The 17458-nt window shown below is 70.0% G+C and carries 21 protein-coding genes; all 21 read right to left on the bottom strand.

The window, feature by feature from the left end; genetic code table 11:
* Positions 1-22: 22 nt before the first annotated feature.
* The 21 genes from ABZ883_RS26500 to ABZ883_RS26400 all read right to left on the bottom strand — a co-directional run bounded on the left by ABZ883_RS26500 (position 23) and on the right by ABZ883_RS26400 (position 17458).
* Positions 23-283, bottom strand: coding sequence for a hypothetical protein (locus ABZ883_RS26500; protein WP_360910234.1), 261 nt, complete (start codon positions 281-283; stop codon positions 23-25).
* A gap of 4 nt (positions 284-287) precedes the next feature.
* Positions 288-536, bottom strand: a complete 249-nt coding sequence (locus ABZ883_RS26495) for a holin (protein ID WP_360910232.1) — start codon at positions 534-536, stop codon at positions 288-290.
* A 55-nt stretch (positions 537-591) separates the two neighbouring features.
* On the bottom strand, positions 592-1335 hold the full coding sequence (locus ABZ883_RS26490; protein ID WP_360910230.1) for a peptidoglycan recognition family protein: 744 nt from the start codon (positions 1333-1335) through the stop codon (positions 592-594).
* Between the two features lie 64 nt (positions 1336-1399).
* Positions 1400-1648: a hypothetical protein gene (locus ABZ883_RS26485; RefSeq protein ID WP_360910228.1), complete on the bottom strand. Its 249-nt coding sequence runs from the start codon at positions 1646-1648 to the stop codon at positions 1400-1402.
* A gap of 7 nt (positions 1649-1655) precedes the next feature.
* Positions 1656-2153, bottom strand: coding sequence for a hypothetical protein (locus ABZ883_RS26480; RefSeq protein ID WP_360910226.1), 498 nt, complete (start codon positions 2151-2153; stop codon positions 1656-1658).
* The gene (locus ABZ883_RS26475; protein ID WP_360910224.1) at positions 2150-2569 is read right to left on the bottom strand and encodes a hypothetical protein; all 420 of its coding nucleotides are present in this window, start codon (positions 2567-2569) and stop codon (positions 2150-2152) included. The genes ABZ883_RS26480 and ABZ883_RS26475 overlap by 4 nt, the downstream gene beginning before the upstream one ends.
* An 11-nt stretch (positions 2570-2580) precedes the next feature.
* Positions 2581-5031 (bottom strand): hypothetical protein, encoded by a 2451-nt coding sequence (locus ABZ883_RS26470; protein WP_360910222.1) that lies wholly within the window; start codon positions 5029-5031, stop codon positions 2581-2583.
* A gap of 2 nt (positions 5032-5033) precedes the next feature.
* Positions 5034-8186: a hypothetical protein gene (locus ABZ883_RS26465; protein ID WP_360910220.1), complete on the bottom strand. Its 3153-nt coding sequence runs from the start codon at positions 8184-8186 to the stop codon at positions 5034-5036.
* A gap of 180 nt (positions 8187-8366) precedes the next feature.
* On the bottom strand, positions 8367-8831 hold the full coding sequence (locus tag ABZ883_RS26460) for a hypothetical protein (protein ID WP_360910218.1): 465 nt from the start codon (positions 8829-8831) through the stop codon (positions 8367-8369).
* A gap of 11 nt (positions 8832-8842) precedes the next feature.
* Positions 8843-9343, bottom strand: coding sequence for a hypothetical protein (locus ABZ883_RS26455; protein WP_360910216.1), 501 nt, complete (start codon positions 9341-9343; stop codon positions 8843-8845).
* A 9-nt stretch (positions 9344-9352) separates the two neighbouring features.
* Entirely contained in the window at positions 9353-10339 is a 987-nt protein-coding gene (locus ABZ883_RS26450) for a phage tail tube protein (RefSeq protein WP_360910214.1), read from the bottom strand.
* Positions 10339-10548, bottom strand: a complete 210-nt coding sequence (locus tag ABZ883_RS26445; RefSeq protein WP_360910212.1) for a hypothetical protein — start codon at positions 10546-10548, stop codon at positions 10339-10341. Before ABZ883_RS26445 ends, ABZ883_RS26450 begins: the two co-directional genes overlap by 1 nt.
* Positions 10549-10610: 62 nt before the next feature.
* Positions 10611-11078, bottom strand: coding sequence for a hypothetical protein (locus tag ABZ883_RS26440; protein WP_360910209.1), 468 nt, complete (start codon positions 11076-11078; stop codon positions 10611-10613).
* A gap of 2 nt (positions 11079-11080) precedes the next feature.
* On the bottom strand, positions 11081-11629 hold the full coding sequence (locus tag ABZ883_RS26435; RefSeq protein ID WP_360910207.1) for a head-tail connector protein: 549 nt from the start codon (positions 11627-11629) through the stop codon (positions 11081-11083).
* A gap of 10 nt (positions 11630-11639) precedes the next feature.
* The gene (locus ABZ883_RS26430) at positions 11640-11864 is read right to left on the bottom strand and encodes a hypothetical protein (protein WP_360910205.1); all 225 of its coding nucleotides are present in this window, start codon (positions 11862-11864) and stop codon (positions 11640-11642) included.
* 61 nt (positions 11865-11925) lie between these two features.
* Positions 11926-13143, bottom strand: a complete 1218-nt coding sequence (locus tag ABZ883_RS26425) for a phage major capsid protein (protein WP_360910203.1) — start codon at positions 13141-13143, stop codon at positions 11926-11928.
* 88 nt (positions 13144-13231) lie between these two features.
* Positions 13232-13903 carry an HK97 family phage prohead protease gene (locus ABZ883_RS26420; protein WP_360910201.1) on the bottom strand — a complete coding sequence of 224 codons (672 nt, stop codon included), beginning with the start codon at positions 13901-13903 and terminating at the stop codon, positions 13232-13234.
* A complete protein-coding gene (locus ABZ883_RS26415) occupies positions 13900-15048 on the bottom strand; it encodes a phage portal protein (protein ID WP_360910199.1) in 1149 nt (382 codons plus the stop codon). Before ABZ883_RS26415 ends, ABZ883_RS26420 begins: the two co-directional genes overlap by 4 nt.
* A gap of 10 nt (positions 15049-15058) precedes the next feature.
* The gene (locus tag ABZ883_RS26410; RefSeq protein ID WP_360910197.1) at positions 15059-16534 is read right to left on the bottom strand and encodes a terminase; all 1476 of its coding nucleotides are present in this window, start codon (positions 16532-16534) and stop codon (positions 15059-15061) included.
* On the bottom strand, positions 16527-16808 hold the full coding sequence (locus ABZ883_RS26405) for a hypothetical protein (RefSeq protein ID WP_360910195.1): 282 nt from the start codon (positions 16806-16808) through the stop codon (positions 16527-16529). Before ABZ883_RS26405 ends, ABZ883_RS26410 begins: the two co-directional genes overlap by 8 nt.
* Positions 16809-17020: 212 nt before the next feature.
* Positions 17021-17458, bottom strand: a complete 438-nt coding sequence (locus tag ABZ883_RS26400) for an AAA family ATPase (RefSeq protein ID WP_360910193.1) — start codon at positions 17456-17458, stop codon at positions 17021-17023.

Below are 17458 nucleotides of genomic sequence, written 5' to 3'. Positions count from 1 at the left end.
CCGAAGGACAGCGGGGGCGCAGTCAGTGCTGGAGCAGGGAGAAGACGGCCGTAGCCACACCGGCCACACCGGCGAGAGCACCGATCGTTGGCAGCGGCCAGCGCGACGCTTCCAGTCGGCGCAGGCGCGTCTCGTGGTCGCCGACCTGATCGGTGATGGCCTTGTTGTCGTCACGGAACCCGTCGACCTTGATCTCGACTCGGGTCACGGCGTCGTGCAGGGATCTCATCTCCTGGTACATCTGCGCCGAGCTGATGTACACGCCCGGGTCTTGCGGCGTCACGGGGTCAGACCTTGGGGGACAGCGACGCGCTGTTCGGGTCGCCGAAGACCTTCGCCGCCAGGCCCTTCACGAGGGACAGGGCCGCGGCGACGCCGCCCATCGCGGCGGCCTGCCACATGCTCACGTCGAACGGCGTGGTCAGCACCAGGGCGCTGACGAAGGCCTGGAGGAAGGTCGCGACAACGCGCTCCGCCAGGTCGCGGGCATAGGTCGCGGCGGTGCGGCCGAAGCCGTTGAAGCTGGGAATAGACATAGGGGGTTCCGTTTCTGCGAGAAGGGGCCGCGGCGCGCGGCTGCGCGGGGCGGGGCTACTTGGCGAGGCGGTCCGCGAGCTTCTGCGCCAGGCGCTCGGCGATGCCCTCAGCGAGGACCGGGCTCGCGGCGAGAGCGGCGACCTGGGCGTCGGTGAGCGCGACCGGCTGGGTGGCGACCAGTGGCTTCACCTTGGCGGCGATGCGGTCCAGGTCGCTGGTCTCCAGGACACCGCCGCCCGCGATGAGCTTCGTGGCGGTGGCCGCGGCGATCTTGGCGATGTCTTCGGGGGTCACGTCGTCCTCCTGGGGAGTGCCGGAGGCGGCGGCGATGATGGCCGACCGCTGGTTCTTGATGGGGGTGCCGGGGCAGTCGTAGTGGCCGCCCCAGTCGCTGCCGCCCATGCCGTGCCAGCCGATGCCCCGGCCGGTCGGCGAGTCGGCGATCTGCAGCTTCACGCCGTGGGTGGCGTGCATCCACGCGATGATCCGTGCGGTCGCTGCGAGCTGCGGTGCTGTGAGGGCGTCGCCGCCCTGGCCCTCGTGCTCGATCGACAGCCACGTGCGGTTGCCGGACGACTGGGCCCAGGCGCGGTCGGCGGTGTCGACCCACTGGTAGATGCGGCCGTCCTTGCCGACGCCGAAGTGCGCGGAGGCCTCGGACTTGGGGTTGCGGAACCAGGAGTCGGAGCCGTCGAGGGTGCCGGCCATGATGTGCAGGACGGCGCCGTAGACGGCTTCCTGGCCGCCCTTGGTGCAGTTCGGTACGGGCCGCCATGTGGCGCCCGGCATGCGAGCCATGAGCCCTCCCGGGCATAGAAGAACCCCCGAGCCGGCGGCACGGGGGCGGCGGTGGGCGGGATGGCTACAGGTCGATGGGGGTCTCTTCGGCGGTGATGCGGGTGATGGAGACCAGCCGCGCCTGGCCGGCCTCGGCGAGTGCCTCGCCGAACGCCTTCAGCGCCTGGGCGATCCCGGCCGGGTCGATGTACGCAGGAAGGTCGCCGATGGTGACGTCGTAGTTGCTGCCGCCGTCCGCGCCGCGGTCGTTGATGCGGACCCGGTACAGGCCCTGGGTGCCGCCGAAGTTGGTGACGGTCTGCTGGATGGCCACGTTGTCCTCAGTTCGTTTCGTAGGTTCCGTTGATGCGGATCAGGGAGCCGTTGGCCCAGGCGCCGCCGAACATGCCGGAGCTGGTGAGCTGGTTGGTGATCGATGAGGAGGCGCCGGGCGCGAACGGGTTGACGACGCTGTTGCCGCTGGCGATGACGCAGGTGAGGTCGCCGCGGCCGGTGCTGTTCACGGCCTGGCCGGTGGCGATGCGGCCGACGCCCGCGGCCGACGCGAAGGGCAGGCTGAGGGAGTAGGCGCCGGACCCGAACGCCGTGGTCGACCCCATGGAGACTTCGAGGGCGAAGTGGCAGGTGCGGCCGATCAGCATGTACCGGCCGCCGATGGCTCCGTTGCCGATCGTCGGGTTGGTGGTGACGGCGGTCCAGGCCGGGGTGTACGACGTCCAGGCTGCGAGCATGGAGTTGATCTGGTCGCGGATCTCCGCGTTGAGGTAGGCCGCGGTCACGACCTCGCCTACCACCCAGGTGCGGGGTGCGAATGTCACTGCGGCACCTCCGTGTCAGGGGGTCGGTTCCACGGGTTCGGGTCGTCGGGGTTCCACCAGTTCCGCTCGGACGGGATGTCGTTTGCGACGGAGGCCTCGACCGCGTCGACGTCCTCGGGGAAGACGACCTCGATCCAGCCGTAGCCGCACTCCGGGCAGGCGAACCGGCGGTCGGCCGGAGTGACGACCTGCGCGGAGCCGCACGGGCAGTCGCTGACCCAGCGGTTGTGGTCGATGCGCGCCCACTGTCGCTGGCCAATGAGCATGCCCGCGGGCGGCTGCATCCTGCGCTGGACCTTGAGCTCGTACCAGCGCCACACCCGCTCGGCCGGTGGGACCGCGTCCCAGGAATCTGCGCGGCGGCGCGGCGGCGGCAGGTAGTAGGCCTCCGCCCGCACCACGGGGATGTTCACCACGGGGCCCCTCCTCAGTAGGCGAGTCGGGTCGTCGACCCGAGCACGGAGTAGAGCGGGTCGTCGAGGACCCAGACGCTGTCGTTGACCGAGCGGCTGGTGTGGAACTGGATCCGGTGCCGGCGGACGTAGATCGTCTCCGTGTAGCCCTCGATGAACAGCGTCTGTTCGGGCGTGGGCGACTGGGCCGGCAGGTCGGTGACAGTGATGATCCCGGACAGGCCGAGGTCGAGCAGGTCGCGGTACGTCGCGGTGCCCATGGAGTACGCCTCGATCGGCACCTCGCGGATCTCGCCGTGCGGGTTGGCGTACCGGTTGACAAGCCAGTTCGCCGCGTCGAGCACGGCGTTGTCGCTGGTCTTCAGGATGTCGAGCTGCCTCTCGACGGGCCCGTACCGGGCGCGGGACGCCTGGTCGACCACGCGCTGCGTCGCCCCACCCGGGCGGCTGGCCACGACGGTGTTGACCATCTTCTGGTCGTCGAGGCTGCCCTCGATGTCGTCGGTCTCCAGGTCGCCGTAGGACAGTTCCACCTCCGGCGTCGGGTTGTACCGCAGGTCCCGGCTCTGGAAAGTCACGCCGGCCCAGTCGCGGTCGGCGAAGAGCTTCGCGCCCTCGGTGGTCTCGACCTGCTTCATCATCTCCAGCGCGCGGGCGCCGCCCGTGCCCTGGCTGGCGATCGGGTCGAAGGTCTGGCCGAGCGCGGTGGCGGTGCTGAGACCGGTGTAGTAGCCGAGGCGCTCGATACGGAAGTCCGCGGGCTCGCCGGCGTACCCGTCGAACCCGGCGTCATAGTGGTCGGTGAGGTCACCGGCGAACAGGGCCGGCGAGTAGAACGCCAGGTGGGCGATCGTTCCGCTCCACAACTGGGTGCCGTTGTAGCCGCCGACGGACAGGGTCCGCAGGTCGACCAGCGCGCCGACACCGGGCGGGCTGCTGACCGGCACGCCGTCGATCCAGAACGCGGATGCCGCCTGGTCGTACAGCATGTGGTGCAGCTGGCCGTCGGCGAGGTTCGCTGTCGGGATGACGTAGGTGATCGGGGTCGCCCCGAACCCCGGGGTGTTGACCACCTTCAGCTTCCCGGTCCCGGACTCCAGCATCCACTTGCTGATCCACTCGCTGTTCTTGCTGGACAGCGCGAACATGATCCGGTCCGTGGTGCTGGTGGAGAACCAGCACTCCCAGAAGAGGTAGCCGACTTGCCCGGCGTGGACGGACAGGTCGAAGAAGGTGTCGCCGAGATCGCCGCGCAGGTACTTGCCCGCGGTGGCCGAGGCCGGGGTGAACACCGGTGCCTGGTCGCCGGTGGCCGGCGGTCCCGATGCTGAGGCGAATGTGAGCGTGCCGCCGGAACCGGCCTGGATCGTGGCCAGCGGGCCCGCCCCGCCGGCCGCCAGGTCGCCCGCACTGGTCGACTCGGCCGGCTCGTTGAGCGGGTAGTAGGCGAGCGGCCCGTCGCGCAGGATCTCCTCGGCCAGCATGCTGCGGAGCGAGGGCTGCAGGTTGAGCCACTTGAACATGTCCGTCGCCGTGATGGACACCGTGGACTGCAGGCCCTTCCATGCGTTGGGCCATTCGTTGACCATCCCCCAGAACCGCGGGTGGACGACGGCACCGACGAGGTCGAACTCGGCGAAGGTCGTGGCGCCGCCGGTGCGGGTCGCGGCCAGCTGGAGCGTGACCTGGTTCGTGCCGACCCACGACGGGGTGCTGGCGCTGCGCAGGACGAACCAGCCGTAGCCGTCGCCGCTGGCCTCCCAGTAGACGGTGCCCGAGATCTCGCGGATACGCAGGTACTGGAACCCGAGCGGATCCCAGGTGTCCGTCGTTGCGCCGCCGTCGCTGCCGCCGACCTCCGACCGGCACTGCAGCGTGCCGGCCACGGTGTTGACGATGAACCCGATGCGGGTCCCTGCGGTCACCGCGTTGACCATGAACGAGGCGGTGCACGTGCTGGCCCCGGTCGGCGAGGGGGCGGTGGACACCCGCACTGTGGTGAAGGACCCGGTGAGCGTCCACTGCCTGGTCGACGTCAGGCTGGACGTGACGCCCGCGGCGGCCGGGATCCGGATCCGGCCGCCGGTCTCGGTCACGGAACCGGCCACGGTCCACCGGGCGGTGTTGATCCGGTCGTCGTCGAAGTCGTCGCACAGCTTGGACAGCGCCCAGGGCGCCGACCCGGACGGCGCGTCCATGGTGGCGACGCTGACCCTGATCGGCGTGTTCATCACGACGTTCGGGGAGTACGGGCTGGTCGACAGGTCCGCGGTGAACCGGCCGTCCTGGTTGTTCAACGTCATCGAGCACGTGGCCGGCTGGATGTCGGACTGCTCGTCCGACGCCCCGCGCTGGATGCTGACGCCCGTCACCAGGTCCACGTACCTGCTGATGTCGACCCACGGGATGTTGTCGGGGTCGGTGACGGTACCGCCGAACCCGGCGTCGACCAGGACCAGGCTCATGGTCAGCCCTCCCCTCGGCGACGCTGCTGCTTGAGCAGCAGCTTCTCCAGCTCGCGGGCGGCACCGACGGAGTCGATGGGCCCTTGGATGGTGATCTGATAGGTGATCCCGCCGCCTGCACCGCGGCCGCCGGCCGGGGCCAGTTGCGGGACGGGGATCGACGCGGACCCCACTGCGCCCGCCACCTGGGCCATGGCGCCGCGCACGAGCGGCGCCCGGTCCGTGAGGCCGAGCGCCAGGCCCTGCGTGGTGTACCGGCCGAGCTGACGGAAGACCGTCGATGGGCTCTTGATCCCGAGGGCCTTGCGGATGCTCTTCTGCATCCCCGTGGCGATGGAGAGCATGAGCTTCTGGATGTCCTTCTGCTGGGCCGCCAGACCCGCAAGGAACCCCTTGCCCGCGTTCTTCCCGCTGTCGTACAGGATGTCGGCGCCGGTGTTGCCCAGGGACTTCGCCGACCCGTCGATGGAGGCCTGCGCGTTGTTGATGCTCTTCAGCATCGACGCGGATGACCCGACCAGCGTGGACGCGTAGGGCAGGCCGGCCTCCGGCCCCATCTCCAGGATCTGCCGCAGCAGTGTCTTGCTCAGGCCGCGCTTCGCCAGGGTGGAGATGTAGCCCTGGAAACGACGGATGTTCGCCAGCTTCCCGTTGAGGCCGGCCAGGATGCTGCCCCCGCCCGCCTTGAGCGTCTCGGCGTCCATGCCGGACAGGGCCGCGCCGCTCTTCGCGTTCGAGGTGACCCCCGAGGCGAACTCCTTCGCGGCGGCGATCTGCTGTCCGATCTTGTCGCGCTGGGACGCCAGTGCCTTCAGCCGCGTGTTGCCCGTCTTCAGCATGGCCACGAGCCGGTCGTCAATGAACGTCGCGGTGCCCTTGAAGGCCTTCTGGATATCGGTGATCAGCTTGTTCGTCATCGACGTGATGGCCGACGCCGACCCCGTCAGCTTGATCGTGGACGACCCCGCGGTGTCCGCCCGGATCACGCCGGCCTCGCTCTTGGTCAGACCGCGGACCAGGCCGCCCCTGGCGAAGGCGCGGCCGCTGTTGATGGCTTCGATCAACGCCCGGTGCTTGGCGGTCTGCTTGGCGTTGATGACGTACTCGCCGTTGGACAGCATCGCGGGGATGCTGTCCGAGGTGCCGGTGCCCGGGCCGTAGATCGGGCCGCCACCGGCGCGCTTGTACCCGCTGGCCAGCGGGCCGAAGCTGCTGTTCGCTCCGCCGGTCTGGACCCTGCTGTAGTACTCGGTGGTGTAGACCCCGACGACGGCCTTCCGGCCGTCGAGGCTGTTCAGCTGCGCCTTGGCTGCGGCGACCTTGCGCTCCAGGTCGGTGATGTTCGCCTGGAGGGCGGCTCGTTTCCCGGCAGGAACGGTCTTGATCTTGGCCTTGGCCGCCTCGATCTGGGCCTGCCAGTTGTCGATGTTCATCTGCAGCCGGTTCTGCTCCAGCCGCGGGCGCACCGTGGCGGCCCACTGCCTGGTGCCGGCCTCCGCGCTGTCGAGGGTCGCGAGGAATCCGACCTTGAACTCGTCGAACTTGCGGTTCGCGGCCTTGAACTTGTCGCCGATGAAGGGCAGGGAGCCGAACGCCGCGTCGGCTCCGCTGACGATGAGGTCGAACGAATCGAGGACGCCCTCGCTCATGATGCGGAACGCCCCGATGAGCTTGGGCGTGTTGTCGAGCGCCAGGCCGAAGAAGTCGAGCAAAGCGTTCGACACCTGGCGGCTGAATTCGAGGGTCGCCTGCTTGTTGTCCTGCAACCAGGTCGACAGCTTCTGCAGGGGGCCGATCGCATTCTCGGCCTGCCCGAAGCTGGGCCACAGGCTGTTGACGATCACGCCCGCGGTGTCTGCGGCAATCGTGCCCGTGGTCTGCAGGGCGAGGCCGAAGATCCGGACGGCGGCGCCGATCTCCGAGAAGACCGGCTTCAGCTTGGTGATGACCTTGGCCAGGCCGTCGAGCGCGCCGGCGGTGGTGTCGCCGGAGGTCTCGAAGATCTCCCGCAGCGCGGGGCCGACCGCGTTCGCGACCGCGCCCGCGAAGCTGCCGAGCGCGGGCAGGACCCGGTTCAGGGCGTTGAACAGGCCATTGAACATGTCGGCCGAGCCGGAGATGCCGGTCTTCAGCCCCTCGAACAGGCCGGGCAGTCCCTTGCCGAGCAGGCCGGAGATGCCGTTGCCGAACGCGTCGAGGGTCGGCTTGGAGGCGGCGCCGAAGTCCAGCAGGCTGCTGATGAACGGGCGCAGCCCGGACGTCATCTCCTTGACGAACCGGTTGCCGAGGGAGAAGTTCCGGCTCAAGTCCTTCTGGAACTTGTCCGAGCCGAACAGCTTGCCGAAGTCCTTGCCGAGATCGCCGAGGGTGCCGGCCATCTCCTTCACGCCACGGCGGAAGATCTTGATGACGGGGTCGGCCTTCTCGACCGCCTTCGTCCAGCCGGGCAGCATCGCCGACTGGACTTCCTTCTTGATCCCGCCGAACTCCTTCTTCGCCGAGACCAGCGCCTTGGTGAACTCCCGCTGCGCCGGCGACATCTTGTCGAGCGCCTTCTGGTACGCCTTGGCGTCCGTCCCCGCCAGGGCGAGAGCATCGCCGACGCCGGACAGGCCGAGCTTCACGGCGCCGGCCGCCAGGCCGAGGCCGAACAGCATTGGCACCAGGGCGCCCAGCGCCGGCAGCGCGGTGATGGCGGCCGCGATGCCGACGCCCTGCAGCGCCCCGCTCATGGCTCCGGCGGATGGCACCACAGACATCAGCGCGGAGCCGACCGAGGACGCCGCGCCGCCCAGACGGCTGAAGGCGGAGCGGCTACGTCGGCTACTGGAGTCGATGTCGTCGGCCATGGCGTGCGCCCCGCGGCCGACCAGCCGCAGGACCGGAGCGAAGGCGCGCAGGGCCCGGCTGCTGCGCGTGGACGAGCTGTCCACGCTGGCGGCCATGGATTCCGCCGCCGCGGACGCGGACACGAACCGGCCGCGGATGTCGCGGAACCTGCCGTTGGAGTCCTGGTGCAGGCCCTCGATGGCGCGGCTGGACGTCTCGGCCGAGTGGTCGATGCGACGGCTCATGTCCTCGGCGCCGTCACCGATCGAGCGCAGGACCCGGGACAGCCGGTCCCGGCCGATCAGGTCGAACACCATGCGACTCACCGCACACCCCCTACTGCTGGGCCAGGCGCGCGGCCTCGGCTCTGGCTTGTTCGAGATAGGCGATGCCGGACAGGAACTGGTCGACGGTCAGAGCGTCGAAGGCATCGGGAGTCATACCGGGGAATCGGTCGAGGAAGGCCCACAGCCAGGCCTCCCGCTGACGGGTGATGCTCTGCTGGCTCAGCCCGCCTCGTGCTCCGGCGCCAGCTCGGGAAGCGGCTCGGGCTCCGGGGCTTTTGGGGCACTGTCCGCCACGGCCAGGACGCCGGCGTCGGTGATGGAGCGCAGCTCGTCCATCGCCTCGTCGTACTCCTCCTGCGTGTTCCGGCCGCTGGCCAGGTTCTCGTCGGCCTCGGCGAGGAACCGCTCGTAGTCGTCCTGGCCGAGCTTCACGGTGATGTCGTCGATGGCCGGGTCGAACTCGGAGTACCTGAGGTTCGGGGTCTCCCGCTTGAGCAGCACCCAGGCGACGGCACGGCGCGCGACAACGGAGGCGAACACCACCAGTGCCGGGTGGCTGTTGACCCACGCCCAGTCCTTCTCGGTGGCGCGCTCAACGGCCTCGGCCTCCGAGGACAGGAACCGGACCGTGGCCAGGTCCCACACCTTGGGATCCTGACCAGGGGGAGCAAAGCGGAAGATCATGGGGTTTCCTCTCAGCCGCCGAGGCGGCGCTGCACGTCGTCGATGACCCGGGCGACCTCGCGCTCCATGCGGGCCTGGTGCCGGCGGATGGTCGAGTCCCACCACGGGTCGGCGTACTGGTTCACCCAGCGGCGGCGGTTCCCGAAGACGGGGTGGCGGAGCCGCCCTCTGTCGAGCTGTGTGGGGACGTTCCACATGTTCCGCGGGAGCATCGACCGGTCGATCCACACGCGGGCGCCGGCGTCGCCCGTGTTCCGGACGCTGATCTTGATGGTCTGGGCGATGGTCTCCCGCAGCGGGCGGGCGTTGGCGCTGGGGCCGCCGGACACCCGGCGGCCCTGTGAGCGGATGTCCAGGTGCCGCATGGTGCGCTGCAGGTCGTCCCGCAGGGGCTCCGCGGCGCGGCGGATACGGCGCTGCATGGAGCGGCGCAGCGACTCGTCCCCCGCGGCACGGAGCTCACGCTGCAGGCGCAGCAGCTGCCCCGTGCCGGTGATCCGTACATCCCGCATGAGGTCACCTCACAGCGTGACGTCGGTCGACATGTACTCGATCTTCGGGAGGTTCGTGCCGTCGTACAGCGCCGTGAAGCTGTACGTCGGCTTGATCACATCGAAGCCCTCGACGGACGGCGGGGCGTCGTCCACCTTGATCGCGGGCAGGACGATCCGGAACGTCTCGCGGTAGGTGCTCGCGATGATCGGGCCGACGAACTCCCACACCAGGCTGGTCGCCCCGTCGCTGGTGTGCAGGTCGTCCAACGTCGTGTTGACGTAGTCCATCTCAATCGACCCGGTGATCTTCACTTGGTCGTTGGAGATCGGCTCGGCCTTCAGGCCGTTCGCGCCCGCGTAGTACCGGTCGACGGCCATGCCGCGCTCGATCTTCACGCTGACCTTGCGGACGCCGTCCAGCGAGGTCTCCGTGCCGAACGAGCCGGTCTTGAGGCCCATCTGCCCGAAGTGGAACGGCGCCATGTTGGAGTACGACGCCGCGGCCAAGGTCTGCGTCTCGTCGCAGTTCTTCGCGTCGATCTCCAGCGAGGCGGTCAGCATGCCGCTGACCTCGCACGAAAACTCCGCGCTGATGACCTTGCAGCCGACGTAGGTCTTGTCGGTGACCGTCCCCGTGGTCAGCGGGACACCCATCTGCATGGTGAGGGACTTCCCGGCCGTGTCCGCCAGGGTGTGCGTCTGCAGGTAGGCAGCGGTCGCCATCTGCTGAACCGGCGTGACCGAGGTGCCCATCAGGGTCTGGAGCAGGGGCCCCATGCCCTTGTTGACGACCTCCAGGTCGACGGAGCCGCCAGCGTCCTGCGTGGTCGGCACGCGCCGCGAGGACAGCGCCATCAGCCGGTTCGCCGCGATGCCCGCCGACTGGGCGGTCTGCTTCCGCAGAACGATCCCGGACTTGGTGAACTCGGTGAACTTCGTCGGCGCCACGTAGGTGCCGTAGACAGACTCGACTGCAAGGCCGAGCTGCGAGCCGAGACCGGATCCGATCGCCATCAGTCGTCACTCCCCTTCAGGGTCTTGGCCGCGGTCTTCTTCGCGGGCTCAGGCTTGGGCTCCTCGACGGACTCCCAGTTGGCGGGCTGGCAGACGTAGCCCTCGTAGCGGGCGTCGGGTACCTCGACGACCTCGTCAGGCTGAACCACGCGGCCGTAGAGCTCGGGCACCGTCACCGGCTCCGGGCCCACGAAACGAACTCGCGCCATGGGGACCTCCTAGGTCATGGCAAAGGGCCCGCCGGCGGCGGGCTGCAAGGGATGGGGTTGGGCTACAGGCGGGCGCGGCAGGTCACGAAGAACTGCAGGCCCGCGATGGTGCCGGCGTCCTGCCGCTGGGACAGGTCGCCTGCGGTCACGTGCGCCCACTGCACCGTGCCGTTCAGGGTCGGCGCGTCGGGGGCGTCGTTGGTGGCGCGGAGCGCGGTCTCCACCACGGCGACGATGGCGAACACCCGGTCGCGGTGGAGCTTGGCCGCGCCCTTGTCGCCGGAGCGGGACTCGGCGTAGCAGCCGATGACGAAGTCCTCGTCACGGCGGCGGGCGCCCGCGTCCGCGAAGTCCTGGGTGAGGGTGACGGCGCTCTCGCCGTCGGGCTGCCAGCCGACGTACAGCACCTGCCGCTCGGTGAAGTCGATCGAGACCGGGCCGTCGACGACCTTCACGCCGTCCAGCCCGGGCGCGGCGTCCAGGATGGCGAGCAGGGCGTCGATCGCCGCGGGCACGCGGGACGTGGCCATCGCTACGCCACCCCCGGCGGGAGCTTGTACGGCTCCAGAAGCTGCAGCACCCGGTTCGGCACGGCGTAGCCGAAGCCGGGGATCGGCTCGTTGACGCTGAAATCGTCCGCGCTGCCGCCGCCGCGGGCGGCCCCGTACTGCGTGCGCCACAGGTGCTGCAGCAGGATCCGCGCCGCCAGGTTGATCGTGGGCAGGACCTCGCCGCGGCCCACCTGGTAGACGAGCGTCCACAGGCCGCCGGCGAACGAACCGCCGGAGCGGCGGCGGACCAGGCCGCGGGGCAGGTCCACCACCAGGTCGCCGACGTTCAGGGCCTCGCCGCCGGCCAGCAGCGGCGTGGCCGAGGTGAGAGACAGCACCGGGATCGTCGACAGGCACAGGACCGGGCCGCGGCCCTCGACAACCTCGGACACCTCGCGCGCCTCTACGGGGCCGATGTGGCGCTCGATGACCGCGGTCAGTGCCTCGATGTACGCCTCCAGCTCGGTGTCGCTGGCGGTGGTGTCGATGTCGAGCTGGGCCTTCGCCTCGTCGAGGGTCAGCAGCGCCACGGCCCGCCCCCTACTTCGAGCGGGTCGACGGCTTGCGGCCCGTCGGCGTGGACCGCTCCGCCTCCGGGGCGGTGGCCTCCTCGACGACCGGCTCGTCACCGTCGGCGGTCTCGGCCAGGCCAACGCTCACCATGTGCGCGGCCTCCTCGTCGGGCAGGTCTACCAGCTCGCCGCGCGCCGGCCACGGCTGACCGTCCCGCGTGCCGGACAGGGTCGTCTTCATGCGCACCTGCATGGGTGCTCCCTCCTCGGGCAGTTGGACGGCGGGGCGGCCGGTCGCCGCCCCGCCAGGGGGATCAGCTCGCGCCGCCGGCGAACACCTTGATGGCGCCGGTCTGGTCGATGGTCAGACCGTCCGCGCGGATGATCGCCCGGTAGGTGACGAGGTCCGCGTTGAACGCGTAGTCGTCCGACCGCTCGAAGCGGACGCCACCCGCCAGCCGCACGAAGTACTGGGAGAAGTCACCGAAGACGACGGACTTCGCGGACAGCGCCGTGGCGGCCACGTTCGGGTCGGTGTGGACCGGCTTGCCCAGCAGGGTGTCCGGGGCGCCGACCTGGATGGACGGCTGCCACAGGTACTGGCCCTGAAGGTCCTTGAGCTTGCGGGCCGCCCCGAGCGACGCGTCGCGCATCAGCCAGCCGCACGACGTGCTGTTCCGGTACGGCGCGATGACCGAGTAGTACAGGTCGATCAGGTCGTCCGCGGTGAACGCGCCCACGACACCGGTGCCGCCGGTCTTGCCGGTCGACGCCGAGGTGACCACGCCCGTCGGCTGGTTGGTGCCCGTGCCGGTGATGGCGTGGACGCCGAAGGCGTTGCCCAGGGCGCGGCCGGCCTGCATGGACAGGTAGCCCTCCAGGTCGACGCCCGTGTCCGTCAGCAGCTCGCTGGACGCCTGCAGCAGCACGCCGTACTTGTAGGCGGCCAGGGACCGCTTGGCGAACGTCGGGTCGGACTCGGTGATGCCGGTGCCCTCAGCGGTCAGCGCGGCCGAGGAGTGCGCGGTCGTGACCGGCACCTCGATGGTCTCGCCCGACGCGGTGTTCAGGACGGTCGGGCCGGCCATCATCACGCCGGACACCTCGATGAGGTGCGCGATGAGCTGGCCGTAGAACGTGGTGGGGACGGTGTTGCCGCCCGCGGTGGCCGTGCCCTTGACCAGGTCGCGGAAGGCGACGCCCTCGGGCGGGGCAACGCTCATGCCGCGGATCTCACCGCGGGCCCAGCGCCGGAGCTCCGACTCCTCGGCGGGCTTCTGGCGACCCTGCTCCTGCGGCTTGTCCAGCAGGCCCTTGAACGCGGCCTCGGCGTCCTTGGTGCGCTGCTCGGCCTCGGTCAGGTCCTTGACCCGCAGGTCGATCGCGTCGAGGTCGCCGTTGAGCCGCTGGTAGGTCTGCTCCTCCTCGGCGGTCAGGTCGCGCTTCTCGCCCTCCGCCGCGTCGAGGAGGCCCTTGGCCTGCTCCCACACGTTGGCGCGGCGCTCCTGGAGCGCCTTGATGTAAGACTGCACGTCGCCCTCCTGGGCATGACGACGACGCCCTCAGGCCGGTGGCCGGGGCGTCTGGTGGGTGGAGTGTCGAGGTGGGGGTCGCCCTGCCTCAGAAGGTGCGGCGCCGGTTCAGCTCGGCGCGCCGCTGCCGTACCGCGACAACCGGGTGGGGTTCGCCCTGCCCGCTCGCCGGGATGATTGTGGGGGGCGGGGCCCCGAGGAACCGCTTCAGCTCTCCGGCCTCGGCGGCCTGGCGGACCTCAGCGAGGTCGGCGCCGGCCTTCTCCGCGAGGGAGCGCAGGCCGGTGCTGGTGTCGAGGTAGGCCGGGTCGTTGACCGGGGCCACGTCGACCAGCTGCCCGGACAGCAGCGTCCGCACGGGGAAGCCGTCGTCCGTCATCGACCAGTCGTCCTCGAACGTGAAGAACGCGAACGACGACTCGGAGATGTCACCGCGCTGCACCAGCTCGTACACGTCCGCCCGGGCGGCCGGGCAGTCGACCGCGTAGTCCAGGCCGACCCCGTCCGTGACCAGGCGCAGCGTGCCCGCGCGGGTCGTGCCCAGCAGCGCCATGTTGTCGTGGTTGTAGCGGGCCATCGCGCGGGGCCAGCCGTCGCCCTCGGACTTGGCGAAGAACCGGGGGTCGATCCGCTCGACGAACCCGCCCAGGTTCCTGGACAGGGTGTTGAACTTCGCGGCGTACCCGCCGATGGTGCGGCTGTCGCCGGCGGCCCGGACCTCGACGAGGCCCCGGGTGAACCGGCGTTCGGTGTCGTTCACGGGGTCTCCTTGTCGTCGCTGGCCACGCTTCCGAGCGGGGTCCAGTCCTGGCCCTGTCCGTTCGGCAGGGGCGCCTCGTCCTCGCTCGCGCGCAGTTCGTCGATGTTCTTCAGGCCGATCGCTCGGGCGATTCGGTACGTGCGGTACCGCGTCAGGGTGTCGGTGCGCAGCATCGCGTCCGCGTCGAACGCGCACTCCTCGGTGGGCGGGCGCAGCATGGAGAGGGCTTCCTCCAGGCGGGCCAGCCACGGGCGGAGCGTCCATGTCAGCAGGTCGATGCTGTTCTGCTCGACCGTCGTGTACGTCAGCGGGTTGCCCGTCGTACCGCCGACCTTCTCGGCGGGCACGCCGTAGATCGCAGCGATCGTGTTCGCCGTGGCCTTGATGGTCTCCAGGAACTGCGACTCGTTCGCCGGCACGCTGATGGGCTTGTACTTCGTGCCCAGGCCCAGGGCCACGACGTCCCGCCCTGCCGCGGCTTCCTTGAACCGCTGCTTCAGGATGATCGCGTTCTCCCGGGAGACCTCTCCCTCGGCCTCCAGGACCGCGGATGGAGTCGACCCGTTGGCGAACCAGTCGTGCCCGAAGCGTTCTGCCAGCAGCCCGGTGTCCGTGGTCGTCGCGAAGTACGCGATCGGTGACAGCCCGAGGATCTGGCCGGGCAGTGTGTAGGCCGGGATGTGGAAGAGCTGGCCGTCCTCAAGACGGCGGCCCTTGTAGTACCAGACCGGGTAAGCCGCGAGGTTGTCCTGGATGCTGACGTCGTCCGGGTGCAGCCACTCAATCTGCGAGGGCCAGCCGTCCGGACCCCACGCGACCACCAGGCCGTAGGCGTTGCCGCGCAGCGTCAACGACGTCATGCACCGGTGCATCCAGTCGTACCGGGTGCCCACCGCGGCAGGCCGACGGAACAGAGGCGGCGCCATCATGGGCGTTCGCCCGCCCGCGCCAACCTGCTGGTACGACCGCAGGGGCAGCGACGCCACCGAGTCCGCCAGCAGCCGCGTGGCCGCGTAAACCGGCGCCAGGCGCAGCGCCCGCTCCTGCCCGTAGCCGAGCAGAGAGGCGTCGCCGCCAGACCCCCACACGTCCTGGAATGTGATCGCCCGCTGCTGCTGCCTGCGGCGGAAGGGCCACCACCTCATCGCGCCCTCCTCACCACACGTTGTTGACGACGTCGCCGGGCGTTTCCTCGACCTCGGCGGTCAGGCCCCACTTGGCGAGCGTCACGCCCACCAGCGGGCTGATATCCACGGACACGACCCGCCGGGCCCACGCCCACGCGTCACCCAGCGCGCGCTTCTGCGCGCCCGCCAAAGCCACCGCCAGCGGGGCATCGTCCCGGTGGGACAGCGCCTGCTCGGTGACCGCGTCGTAGAACTGGCCGCAGGCCGCCGCGACGTCCCGCCCCTTGGGCTGCACCACCTCGATGCCGAGGCGTTCCTCCAGGGCAGCGATCAACGCGCCCGCCGGGCCCGCAGCGTCGACGACCCAGCACCGCGGCTTCCACTTGGCATGGAGCTCGGCCGCACGATCCAGTAGCCAGCCCGTACCCGGGCGGTGGTCAACCACCTCGACATGCGTGCCGCCCCGCCACTCGCCGGCCACGCAGATGGCCGCGTGCGACCGTTCCGGCGTCATGTCGATCGCGAAGCACACCGGGTCGCTGGGCGTCGACTCAGCAGCCGCCAGAGCCCGCCACGCGTCCTCCCCGATGACCTGCCAGGTATCCGCCGAGTCCGACGGATACTCGCCCACGCCGAGCCGCTCACGCGCATAGCCAGCCGGGCTGAGCGTGGACCTCTCGTTGGCGACCTTCTCCAGCGTCAGCCGGTAGCCGACCGCGGGGTTGGACTTGAGCACCGCCTCGTCCGAAGCCGCGTCGTCGTGCTCGGTGCAGCCGGCCGGGCACTCGTCCCGGTGCAGGTCGGCCGACCACTCGAAGTAGGCAAGGGACGGGTCCGGCGTACCCGACTCGACGGCGGCCAGGGCGCGGCGTCGCAGCCGCCCCAGCTGCACGGACGGCGAGCCGATGCCCGCGGACCCGAGGTACCAGATCTGCGGGTTGTCGACGGCCGCCATGGTGGGCAGCAGGGCGTCCATCGCGTCGTCGCCCAGGATCATGTCCTCGTCGAGGATGTTGCAGTCCCCGGTGAAGCCGCGGCCCGACCCCTTGGAGCGGGCGATGAACCGGAGCACCTGGCCGGAGTGGAGCTCGATGGACTCCTCGCCGACCGTGTACCGGTACGCCTTGACGCGTTTATGCAGGTCAGGGGTCTGGCGGATCAGGCGTTCGATGCGCTTGAACGCGTTCTTGGCGGTCTTGAACTCATGGGCGGAGTGGAGGATCAGCTCCTCGCCGCCGACGAAAAGGCCCCACAACTCTCTGGCCTCGATGATGCCGCCCTTGCCGTTCTGGCGAGGGACGTTGACGCAGCACTCGAACGCCGCCCAGGAACCATCGGCGTCCTCGCCCATGCCCTGCCGGAGCACGTGTTGCTGCCAGGGATCCAGGCGCAGCCCGGCCACGGCCGCCAGGTCGATCGCCTCCTGCCCGGCGGTGGACACGGCCGCGGGCACGGTCTCAATCGGCGGCGCCTGCCAGCCGTACACCCGGCCGCCGTCACTCACCGGAGGCCTTGACCGCGCGGAGCTTGGCGCGGCGCTCGGTGCCAGCACTGACGATGCCATCGACTGCATCCCCCTCCGCCTTGACCGGGGCGTGCTTCCGCACGTTCTCCGTCAGGGCACGCAACGCGGTCGCTGCGTTCGCCCCGCCAGTTGGGGCGTCGCTCCTGTCCATCAACTGGGCAAGCTTGATCGCCGCGGCACACAGACCCGGCGCGGTCTCCTCGCCGCCAAGCTGGTCGATCTCGTCCCGGATCCCCTGTTCGACGTCGCCCACGACCCACCCCCGGCTCGCTATTCGAGTAACCGTCGACAGATCAGAATTAGCGGGACCAAGATCGCCAAGCCGTCACGCAGAGTGACACCACTAAAAGTGCATCCGTCGATGGATGGGTCAAGATCGCGACGAAAAATGGCCGCGCAAAAAATCGGGCGAGAAGGGCGTTTGGGTCGCCCGCCCCTCCGTCTAAAGAATGGCCGGGTCCTTGATCACCAGGCGCGCGAGGGCTGGGACACGGCGCCGGCTGAGCGGGCCGGCCGGGACCGGTACCAGCGGGCGGCGACCCTCTGCATCCCCGGGTCGCGCATGGCTTCGATCCGCTGCATGACGATGTCCCGGCCCGGGTCGACGACGACGATGCGGGCGCCGAGCCGCTTGTAGCGGGCCATGGCCTTGGCCTGCGGCATGGTGTGGATCAAGTACACGTCGAGCTGTTCGCGTAGCTCGAACGCCTCGTACATGGCCGCGTACCGGGCCTTATGTGCGACGCGGAGCTGCAGCGGGTTCTGGTTCCAGCCGGGTGCGCCGGGCCCGGAGATCGCGGCGGTGATCCGGTCGAGGTCGATGACCACGTCGGTCGGCTTGGCGTGCGCCTCGATCCACGTGGACTTCCCGCCGGCCGGGGGCCCTGTGATGACGTACAGCAC

It is taken from the genome of Streptomyces sp. NPDC046977 (genome assembly GCF_040644455.1).
Lineage (GTDB): Bacteria > Actinomycetota > Actinomycetes > Streptomycetales > Streptomycetaceae > Actinacidiphila.
The sequence above is the reverse complement of the archived record's forward strand: the minus strand, read 5'-3'. Positions and strand labels throughout refer to the sequence as shown.

What these genes read in the sequence shown, in the direction of transcription:
- ABZ883_RS26495 (WP_360910232.1), bottom strand. Translation starts at nt 536, where the DNA reads ATGTCTATTCCCAGCTTCAACGGCTTCGGCCGCACCGCCGCGACCTAT.
- ABZ883_RS26490 (WP_360910230.1), bottom strand. Translation starts at nt 1,335, where the DNA reads ATGGCTCGCATGCCGGGCGCCACATGGCGGCCCGTACCGAACTGCACC.
- ABZ883_RS26470 (WP_360910222.1), bottom strand. Translation starts at nt 5,031, where the DNA reads ATGAGCCTGGTCCTGGTCGACGCCGGGTTCGGCGGTACCGTCACCGAC.
- ABZ883_RS26460 (WP_360910218.1), bottom strand. Translation starts at nt 8,831, where the DNA reads ATGATCTTCCGCTTTGCTCCCCCTGGTCAGGATCCCAAGGTGTGGGAC.
- ABZ883_RS26455 (WP_360910216.1), bottom strand. Translation starts at nt 9,343, where the DNA reads ATGCGGGATGTACGGATCACCGGCACGGGGCAGCTGCTGCGCCTGCAG.
- ABZ883_RS26450 (WP_360910214.1), bottom strand. Translation starts at nt 10,339, where the DNA reads ATGGCGATCGGATCCGGTCTCGGCTCGCAGCTCGGCCTTGCAGTCGAG.
- ABZ883_RS26445 (WP_360910212.1), bottom strand. Translation starts at nt 10,548, where the DNA reads ATGGCGCGAGTTCGTTTCGTGGGCCCGGAGCCGGTGACGGTGCCCGAG.
- ABZ883_RS26440 (WP_360910209.1), bottom strand. Translation starts at nt 11,078, where the DNA reads ATGGCCACGTCCCGCGTGCCCGCGGCGATCGACGCCCTGCTCGCCATC.
- ABZ883_RS26430 (WP_360910205.1), bottom strand. Translation starts at nt 11,864, where the DNA reads ATGCAGGTGCGCATGAAGACGACCCTGTCCGGCACGCGGGACGGTCAG.
- ABZ883_RS26415 (WP_360910199.1), bottom strand. Translation starts at nt 15,048, where the DNA reads ATGAGGTGGTGGCCCTTCCGCCGCAGGCAGCAGCAGCGGGCGATCACA.